Here is an 8,660-nt window from a genome sequence, read left to right on the forward strand (position 1 = left end):
GGTGAAACTTACGCGATGATAAAAGCGTTGAACAAGCTTACTGGGTTAGGTATGCCTGAAACTTGTCGTATTGACTAAAAAGCATGCGAAACGGGGTAGCTCTATCTCTAAATTTAATTACGCAACAAAACCGCTCTTAGGATTTCTCGATGCCGCTAAAAATTGTCATAAGTTTTGCGTTCACTCTTATCGTGAGCGAGACATATTCTATTTCGCCCCTGTTTCTTTGCTTCATATAAAGCATTATCCGCTAGCTTAATCACCTCTTTGACTGTCTCCGCTTGTGAGAGGCTAGCGCATCCTATAGAGATGGTCACTTGCTGATCTGATTCGTATTCTAGGGGGGCTGTGAGGTTTTGTTCACTCACCAATATTCTTAAGTTATCAGCGATCTTGCTGGCGATTTCAAGATCTGTTTGAAGAAGTAAAATAGTGAATTCCTCTCCACCATAACGACAAACTAGATCAGAAGAGCGTGTATTGTTTTTCAGAACATTAGCGACGAGCTGCAAAACTTTGTCCCCTAGTAAGTGCCCATAGGTATCATTGAATTGCTTAAAAAAATCAATATCTATTAATAGTAAACTATTTATTTCCTGGTTCAGGTTTTGTTGCTCAAATACTGCTTGGATTTTTTGATCGAACTCTGATCGGTTATACAATCCAGTTAACCGGTCAGTAATTGCGGATTTATGGAGTTGTTTTTCAAGGAGGCGTCTACGTTTATCGAATTGCTCATAAGTAATACCACTAGCCAGCATTGTAAAGGTGATATACGTACAGACCACCACTACATAGATAGCAAAACCGCTGGTTTCATCATCCAAAATATAAGTGGTGAGAAAGCCGCCAGCTAGGCAAAATAACAACCCAAAGATTAACTGCGTACGCGCTATTTTCGCTCCTAAAGTAGGTAATAAGAGTGTTTTAAGTGCGCCTCGGTGGGCTGTGAGACCAAAAATTGATATGGTTAAAAAGAACCCTAATATAGTGGTGACCGGAGACATCTGGCCATAAAATGAATCAATACCATAAGCGTAACCAACGGCTGAGACAAATGGGAGGAAAATAGCGGTAATGGCAAAAATTTGTATTAGATACCAAGGACGTCTATTTAAGAGGAAAAAAATGGCTATGACAGCAAAAAGTTGCATTACTGATGTATTAAACCCCATCTCGATGGGAGACTCTGCGTGAAGTGGGGTATCAAAAAAGATGAAATAACTTAGAACAGGGTCAATTAAATTAATTCCAGTACTTTGTTGATAGAAACGAATGACAAGTATGAAAAAAGCAAGGCTTACGAGGCTTCTGGTTATCTTCAGACTCTTTTTCCGCCAAATACAGGCGCAAGAAAGAAGTAAAAAGATAAAAGCAGTTATAGGATGCGTAGCTGCCCCATGGCTTGTTGGTCGATAGAGCCATTTAATATCAAAAAGATAGGAAGCTAAAATGAGAACAGACAAAGCTGCAATCACCTTGCAGAAAACTTGGCTGTAAAAAAGAGTGAGTGAAGTGAGTGCTCGTTTTTTTTTTGCCATTTATATATCGCCTTCATTGGGTGTCTTAGGACTTAACTTTTATAGATAATGATTCAATCTAGGAGATTTTTCCCAAATACTGCGTTTAATATTATCATTAATAAGGATGGGGATCCCGCCTTCGGTTTCAGGCCTATCGAACTAACTTAAACAAGGCTTCTGTTTCGTTTCTATATGAATATTGATCTTGTTGTTAACAACAAGATCAAATCTTCCTACTGCAGGAGGGGGGAAAGAAGCGACTATTTCGCGATCAAGAAATCATCAAGTGATTTACCAGCATCAAGCTGTTCTTGAATTATGGAAGGGGTGCGACTTTGACCAGTCCATGTTTGTGCTCTGCCGTTCCCGTCGGTGTATCTATATTTAGCAGGGCGAGGCTTACGTTTACCTTTTGTGTTCTTTTTTGATTTTCCTGATAGAGCTTCTATGAGAGCTTCAACATCAACCTTGATGTGATTTACGATTTCAGCGAATTTTGTTTCTTGGCGTTTAAGAAAGACGGTCGTTAACTTCTTAAGTGCTTCTTCAAGTTCCTCAAGTGTTAATTCACGAGAGAACGCCCGAAGCGAGCGGATATTAAGGGCTTTGTTGCGTAATTCAATGGAACTAAATCAAGAACCTACGATCTGATCAGCTACGTCCACTCTCTCGTAGCCCTATTCCTAAACCTCTTTATAAAACACCCAACTGGAAGCAATACAACCAATCACTCATTAACCGTGGCTCTCTGACTTTTTAGATTGATGAAGAGGCAATAAGCGGTTGGGCGCAAAGCAAACAGAATAAGCGCGGGAGGCCACGTCGGTTCAGTGGTTTAGCTATCACGACAGCGCTGCGAGGATTTATCGACTCGATATTTAGGTTAGCCCATGTTCCGTTAAGTTGTCCGCATTACACCTGCATCAGTCGTAGAGCCAAGCAAGTTGAGGTCTCATTTAAGACTAAAACGAGAGGAGCGATACAACACCTAGCCATTGATGCTACTGGCCTTAAGGTTTATGGCGAAGGTGAATGGATGGTCAAAAAACACGGGACGGATGGCAAGCGTAGGGTCTGGTGAAAGCTTCATATTGCCGTCGATACAAGCACTTATGAGATCATTGCCGCCGAGCTAAGTTTATCGACGGTTACAGATGGAGAAGTACTCCCAAACTTACTGAAACAAACACGCCGAAGTCTCCTTGAGGTGTCTGGTGATGGCGCTTACGACACGAGAGCATGTCACGCTGCTATTAAGATTAAGGGAGCTATTGCGCTTATTCCCCCAAGAGAAGGGGCTGCCTTCTGGGAGCGTGGTCACCCTCGAAATCTCGCCGTGGGTTGCCAGAAATTATACGGCTCAAATAAGTATTGGAAAGAGCGGTATGGATACCACAAACGTTCACTCTCAGAAACAGCGATGTATCGAGTTAAACAGTTGCTAGGAGGGAAACTGAGCTTAAGAAATTACAATGCACAGGTGGGTGAAACTTACGCGATGATAAAAGCGTTGAACAAGCTTACTGGGTTAGGTGTGCCTGAAACTTGTCGTATTGACTAAGAAATACGCGAAACGGGGTAGCTCTATCTCTAAATTTAATTACGCAACAAAGCCGCAAGGAGGCTACCTAATACTTACAAATGCAGAAAGGCCGCTAAGCGACCTTTCTACGATAATGTTACGGACATTACTCCGTATTATCTGGTGTTCTATAAATCTGCAACCAATGTCGCGCTGCAGTACTTGTTGGAGGCGCTATTTCATGATCACGGATAGTACAATACCGACCATATTTTACTACAACCGTATGATTTGTTGTATTAATTTTACACTCTTGAAAAGAGCCCCATCTCGCCCGACTTTATTACCAGGCGCTACATAGATAGCCATACAAAACCTTTAAACTAGTTTAACAGCAACATTGTTCATATTTGATGTAGTGATGAATCTAAGAAAAACAAGGTTATGCCGTAAAAAGACATACATTTTAAAAAACTCACTAAAAAAAATTATTGGTGTTCATTATTCCTATGTTCAATTGCGTGACTCCGTAACGCAGAACAGCTCCTAATAGGGAGCTGTTCTTGTGTCTAAATTTGGGTTCACACTAAGTACCATTACGTTAAATAAATCATCACATGGCTATTGATTTTTCAAACATAACCCGCACATAAGCATAGAGTCACATTCATAAATCACCTTCCATTTGATTTGATAGTAATCTCTTGTGACTCAAAAAAGGCAGACTGAAAGTCTGCCTTTTTTCATTTCTAACTCAACCAACCGATCTCGACCCCATGCCACCCGCGTAATTCATATCGTGGAATATTGCCCATCAGAGAGTAGAGAGACCGTCTAATTATGAACTATTTTTGTCTCGTCATTATAGATAGGATATAACAATTTCATATAAAAAAACTAATTCAATGAGAAATTGCTATATAAAAACTATTGAAATAATTGTTCGTAAACACTATAAAAAACCTTGAAAAGGTTGTCTTATCAAGAGGCCTTTTCATCACTCTTGTTTTTATTTTGTATTGCTTCTTATGGAGGATATATTATGAGCTCAATTGACCTATCTCCACTATACCGTAGTAGTGTTGGGTTTGACCGTCTAGCATCATTAATTGATCATGCCATGACCAGTGAAACTGCTATCAACGGTTACCCACCATATAACATTGAAGTTCTAAAAGAGAATCGCTATGCCATCACCCTGGCCGTAGCCGGATTTACTCAGGAAGAGCTTGATATTCAAGTAGAAAAGAGCGTGCTAAGTGTACGTGGGCAAAAATGTGCTGATAAAGAAAATAAATATCTGTATCAGGGTATCGCCAATCGTACATTCGAACGTAAGTTCAACTTAGCTGATTATGTTGAAGTTACGGATGCAGATCTTTCTAACGGATTGTTAACTATTACTCTGGTGAAAGAGATACCTGAAGCTATGAAGCCTAAGTCCATCACTATCAATAAAAACTGTGATGTATTAGAGCATAAGGCTGAAGAGACAAGCACCAAAGATAATAAAGCTGCTAAAGGAGAATGATAGTGTGAAAGCACATTATCATTTTTGAAAGGGGAACGGCTCCCAATCGGGAGCTGTTCTTGTGTCTAAATCTGGGTTCACAATATCCCTATCTGGCAGGGTAGTTGTCACTGTTAAAATTTAACCAGTTTGGGCGATAAAGAGTAATTGTGTCTCGTATCTCAGTTGAAAGAAAAGAAGCGATATTGAAGAAGCTGCTGCCTCCCTATTCGATGTCAGTTAAAGAAGTGTCCGAAGAGGAAGGAATTAGCACTGCGACCCTGTATTATTGGCGCCCGCAACTCAGAAGTTCAGGAGCCACCGTGCCAAAGAGCAACACTTCATCAGAGCAGTGGTCTGCTCAAACTAAACTCGCCATTGTCGCTGAAACCTATTCAATGACCGAAAATTAACTGCTCAAGTTGGTGGACTTAAAGAGGCTATTAGTTCTTATTTTGAGCCGGAAACACAGAAACAAAGCTCGAGCGAGCATCCTGTCAGGACGATTGCTGTTAGTTCTGAAATTGATAATGATCTAGGTATTAGAGGTAGTTCAGCTAAGGATAATAGTAAGAAAACAGCACTGGATTCGGTGAGTTACTTGTCTACACGAGTAACAGCGAATTTAACACCATTATTATCTAGTGAAACAATAAATAAGCTACAAGATGCGCTAAGCGAAGGCAATATTTCATTTAAATTTATTCAGAATATCGCCTTGAATAAAGGGGGATCTGAGTCTAGTTCGTGAATTGGCGCTTTCTACTGTCCCTAAACAAGAGAAAAATTATTCAGGGCATCTAGGATTAATTGTGGACTCACTTTCACACAAACGTCCAAATGTAAGCGCCACTATGCAAGGTTTACAAGGTTTTATTGATACATCGGCCTTGCAATGGCATGAAAAAACGGCAAAAAAACTGAAGGCGCGCTTGATGCGAATGCTCATGCTCGTTTTGATGGGGATTTAATGAGTTCAGCTTTGGATCAAATGTCGAAAAGTGACCTGAAAGCGACATTAACGCAATTGGAAGGTGCTTTTGGTCAGCGTTTACGAGGCGTTTTTAGGTTGGTTGCTGAACAAGTTCCGTCGTCATATCTGGCGCAAGGTGACAATGTTTTAATCTCGACTGCCATGCGTTTCAGTGGCCTAGTAGAAGGCTTGATGACGGCATTGAGTGAAAAGTTGGGTGAAGCGACCGACGTTCGGTTCAAGGATTGTGATTTCGTTAGTGAGCTTTCAGAACTAACAGCGATTGAGAAGGCGGCATTAATCAAAGTAGGAATTAAAGAAGAAATGTTGCTCTAATTTTCCCTTCGAGCGGTAACGACTGTTTTTATAATTCACACATAATGGAGGTTTTCTGTGTCAAAATGGCCGATTAGTTTTTTATTTGAGAAGAATCAATCTCGCCTGGAAGTCGCTGTTATTGACTTGGATGTAAAGCAAAGGATAAGTGATTTTTATCAGCTTGCTCAAAAACGATACTTGTTAGAAGAATTTTTATTACTTCTAAATCGTAGTCAATACAATGTTTTTCAAAATGACGTACTCTCTTGCCTTTATCGCTTGGGTATAAAGAGAGTCGATTTAAAAGTGGGCAGTAAAACGTTGAATATTTTATAAAACTCTGACCAGAACGTTATATAAGGGCTTCAAGGAAGGTAATAACCGTAGTCTTTCGGTCTTTTTGTGACGTTGTCACAATGAAAGTTGGGTGAGGCGATCATTCCCCTCACTCAATTAGTACCTGAATATGATAACAATAAGGCCGATGGGTAGTCGTCGCTAAACCAAGACAACAACATATAACGCTCCTAACTGTTCATTAGATGAGTAGTACAAAGGTCTGTGAGATCCGATACAGTTAGGCTTGCGATGGATATTCTTTCTCTACATTACTCTTGTGGCCAATCACCAAATGCACTGTAGGGTTCTGTGGTTTAACTGAAATTGCGATTTTCATGTTCATGTTACGGTTGTTTTGCAAGTAACCGACCGCCGCATTTAGTTCTGGAACATACTGAGCCACACCCACCGACACTCCACCTTCCGTTGTTTGAGTGAAAAATAGGAAGTGTCATATCCGTCCTTTTCTCTTCTAGTAACCCATGTGTTTTTCTAGGCTAACAGCGTAAGAAGAGAAACACCTCGAAGTAATACTAATTTATGCTCCCTGAGTTTGAATTACCCTCTGACGCTGATAAATCGAAACGCTAATCTTAGTATTCAAGGGGCCATTCATTTTGTAAAGCAGCAAGCTTAAGCGGCTGAATAAGAACCGTGACCATTTAATGAAATTAAGAAGAAAGCCTCTCACAGCGCCATACTGCTCTTTTTAGGCTGCAATATTGACAGCACTAAAAACCCTCGCCCTGCTAAGCCATACCATCCGGATGAAGGTGGACGTTAAGTAAGGAGATGATGAAAGGGAGCCACCTGACTCAGCGTTTAATCGAAGAAGGTCCCTGTCGTATGACAAAAGAAGGTTGCCGCGCCGTTTTTTTTGCTTGTCCTTAAGTATTTATTTTTCTATTGATTTAATTATTTATCTTTATACGTAGTGTTCATAAGCGCAGCCCCTTATTGATGGCCATTATAGCGGTCTTTTTTATCCTTCCTTTCTTGCACGGCCTTTCTTATAAAAAACCGTGAATAGAGAAATCCCTTCCGAATGAGACTGCGTGCGCAAGATAACCCTGAATAACCTGTTGGGAGAAACAAGAAAAATGAGAGATAAAGCAGGGTAGGATAAGGTTCAGACGTGCTGATCCCTCCGCTTTCGCGGAGACAAAAATATCCCTTTAATTAGGGGCCAAGTCCGGTTGATACTCACTAAAGAAGGCTGAGGTTGATTGCGCATAGGTGTTTAACGTTGACGCATTGAAGATCTCTTGTATCCCTGACGCGATCTTACGGAAAGAGAGCCACTGAAAGCTCAGTCCTTTCTTTGTCTGGCGTTCCCGTGTTGCGAGGATCAATTCGCTGATGTTGGTGTAACGCACGACTTTTAAGTCATTAAAGAAGCGAGGTGTAAACTGTTTGTACGCGGGTGCACTGCGTATCGTCCCTTCGTCTTGGTCGACACACACATTGATCCGCTCACTGTGAAAATAGCTGGCACGCTTTAGATACTTCACCGCTTTAGCAAAGGACTTCGGCGAAATAAACTCTCCAAAGCGCAACGCATAATCTTCTTGAAGCTGGTCGTAGCTGATGGTTTTCAATCCCGCTTCGGTGGGCAAACCGATGCGCCCTCCAATGAGGTCTGTGTTCGGCAGAGTGCACGCTAATACTTTCGCAATTAAGGTGCGACACTGCACATTATTCACCGCTTCACCGCCCCATGCATTAAGTGACGGGAAACGATTGGGGTTGGTAATAAATTCTTCACACCCTTTTAAGATCCGCGCGTATTCTGGCGGTAGGGTTTCTACCTTACCGCTTCGAAGCAACCGGCGAGACTTAAATCCGATCTCAAAAGGCGTCTTAGGGTTCCGCGCGTTCTCTTCTTCAACGACACGTTGATACAATTCAATCAAATCCAGCTTCCGATCCTTACGCTTACGGCGATACTCCGCATCGTAACTCGATTTATCGAGCGGGGGAGGGGAGGAGTCGTGTCCAGGCGTCTTCATAACATTCACCGTCCACGTTTAAAGCACACAGCACTTCATCCCGAGGGATAAACAAGCGGTGTGATTGAGAATGTGTTGTTTGGGCTTTAGCCCACGCCAAGGCTGAGTCAAAGGAGTCATATTTTGAGGTCCAATAGGTTTTTGGGGAGTGTTTAGATTGGTTGTCCAAACGGTGAAATTTCACGCTATCTCAACCGAAGAAACAAATCAAATCCCGTTTTTTAGACACAAAAAAGCCGGCTACTATTGGGAAGCCGGCTTTTTTGCAAGTGCTATATGGTCAGAGTACCACCTCTAACACACTCTAAATCTTAGAAAAAACACACTACATAGGGCACTACTGGTTAGCAGCCAATGTAGTGTGTTTTAACCTTAACGACCTAAAGCAAGTATAGCGCAGCGTCGCCTGATATTTCAATCTTTAAGTAACCTTGTGGTTTTTCCCTTTACATAATCTAAATAATAC

The 8,660-nt window shown here is 41.4% G+C and carries 9 protein-coding genes and 1 pseudogene; 6 read left to right on the plus strand and 4 right to left on the minus strand.

Features of this window, described 5'->3' with window-relative positions; all coding sequences use genetic code 11:
- Positions 1–155: 155 nt before the first annotated feature.
- Together AB4496_RS14865 and AB4496_RS14870 are read right to left on the minus strand one after the other, a co-directional pair.
- Complete coding sequence (locus AB4496_RS14865) at positions 156–1,541, minus strand: GGDEF domain-containing protein (protein ID WP_017096766.1); 1,386 nt, start codon at positions 1,539–1,541, stop codon at positions 156–158.
- Positions 1,542–1,783: 242 nt separating this feature from the next.
- A complete protein-coding gene (locus AB4496_RS14870) occupies positions 1,784–2,146 on the minus strand; it encodes an H-NS family nucleoid-associated regulatory protein (protein WP_069595600.1) in 363 nt (120 codons plus the stop codon).
- 56 nt (positions 2,147–2,202) lie between these two features.
- Between AB4496_RS14870 and AB4496_RS14875 the strand changes: the two are divergent.
- The 6 genes and pseudogenes from AB4496_RS14875 to AB4496_RS14900 all read left to right on the plus strand — a co-directional run bounded on the left by AB4496_RS14875 (position 2,203) and on the right by AB4496_RS14900 (position 6,182).
- Positions 2,203–3,084 (plus strand): annotated as a pseudogene (locus AB4496_RS14875) (IS5 family transposase).
- Between the two features lie 1,003 nt (positions 3,085–4,087).
- Positions 4,088–4,576 (plus strand): Hsp20 family protein, encoded by a 489-nt coding sequence (locus AB4496_RS14880; protein ID WP_017098606.1) that lies wholly within the window; start codon positions 4,088–4,090, stop codon positions 4,574–4,576.
- Between the two features lie 149 nt (positions 4,577–4,725).
- Positions 4,726–4,968, plus strand: a complete 243-nt coding sequence (locus AB4496_RS14885; RefSeq protein ID WP_032499864.1) for a transposase — start codon at positions 4,726–4,728, stop codon at positions 4,966–4,968.
- A 339-nt stretch (positions 4,969–5,307) separates the two neighbouring features.
- Complete coding sequence (locus AB4496_RS14890; protein WP_372085594.1) at positions 5,308–5,526, plus strand: hypothetical protein; 219 nt, start codon at positions 5,308–5,310, stop codon at positions 5,524–5,526.
- Positions 5,526–5,864 (plus strand): hypothetical protein, encoded by a 339-nt coding sequence (locus AB4496_RS14895; protein ID WP_017098101.1) that lies wholly within the window; start codon positions 5,526–5,528, stop codon positions 5,862–5,864. Before AB4496_RS14890 ends, AB4496_RS14895 begins: the two co-directional genes overlap by 1 nt.
- Before the next feature lie 57 nt (positions 5,865–5,921).
- The gene (locus tag AB4496_RS14900; protein WP_017098102.1) at positions 5,922–6,182 is read left to right on the plus strand and encodes a hypothetical protein; all 261 of its coding nucleotides are present in this window, start codon (positions 5,922–5,924) and stop codon (positions 6,180–6,182) included.
- 241 nt (positions 6,183–6,423) lie between these two features.
- Here the strand turns inward: AB4496_RS14900 and AB4496_RS14905 are convergent, their stop codons facing one another.
- Both AB4496_RS14905 and AB4496_RS14910 read right to left on the minus strand, forming a co-directional pair.
- Positions 6,424–6,600 carry a hypothetical protein gene (locus AB4496_RS14905; protein WP_157936399.1) on the minus strand — a complete coding sequence of 59 codons (177 nt, stop codon included), beginning with the start codon at positions 6,598–6,600 and terminating at the stop codon, positions 6,424–6,426.
- Between the two features lie 760 nt (positions 6,601–7,360).
- Positions 7,361–8,194, minus strand: a complete 834-nt coding sequence (locus tag AB4496_RS14910) for a hypothetical protein (RefSeq protein ID WP_017099452.1) — start codon at positions 8,192–8,194, stop codon at positions 7,361–7,363.
- Between the last annotated feature and the right edge of the window lie 466 nt (positions 8,195–8,660).

Source organism: Vibrio sp. 10N.222.46.A1 (assembly GCF_041473595.1).
Lineage (GTDB): Bacteria > Pseudomonadota > Gammaproteobacteria > Enterobacterales > Vibrionaceae > Vibrio > Vibrio tasmaniensis_A.